Annotated in this window: 1 protein-coding gene; it reads right to left on the minus strand. The window is 71.4% G+C overall.

What is annotated here, in order from left to right; translation table 11 throughout:
- A partial coding sequence (locus tag EOA33_RS37835; RefSeq protein WP_190234541.1) for a nicotinate-nucleotide--dimethylbenzimidazole phosphoribosyltransferase occupies nucleotides 1–616 on the minus strand: 616 nt, incomplete at both ends.

Below are 616 nucleotides of genomic sequence, written 5' to 3' on the forward strand. Positions count from 1 at the left end.
GCCAGCGATGGCGGCGAACTCGCGGCCGCCGACACGCCGTAAGGCCTCGAGTGGATCGCTGAGGCTGTCGCCGTGAAAGGCGAGCGCCCGATCGACCACCTCCGCCTTGCGCGCCGTCATCGCCGCGTCAGCGCCCGATCCGGGTCCGACCCAGTCCACGCCAGCGCCGCCGAACAGCGCCGCACACAGGGCGGCAGCGATGGTGGAATTGCCGACGCCGAGATCGCCGAGGCAGATGAGGTCGGCGCCGCCGGCGACCGCTTCCATGCCGAAGGCCATGGTGGCGGCGCAGCCGCGTTCGTCGAGCGCGGCTTCCTCGGTGATGTCTCCGGTCGGAACATCCAGCGCCAGGTCGAAGACCTTGAGGCCGAGGTCGTTGGCGATGCAGACCTGGTTGATCGCCGCTCCCCCGGCCGCGCACAGTTCCACCGCATCGGCGGTCGCCGCCACCGGCCGCGGCGAGACGGCATGACGGGTAACGCCATGGTTACCGGCGAAGATCGCCACCTGGGGCCGCCTGACCGCCGGCGGCGCCTGCCCGCTCCAAGCGGCGAGCCAGGCCGCGATATCCTCGAGGCGGCCAAGCGAGGCCGTAGGCTTTTCGGCCTTGGCAAAC

This window comes from Mesorhizobium sp. M4A.F.Ca.ET.050.02.1.1, assembly GCF_003997725.1.
GTDB lineage: Bacteria > Pseudomonadota > Alphaproteobacteria > Rhizobiales > Rhizobiaceae > Mesorhizobium.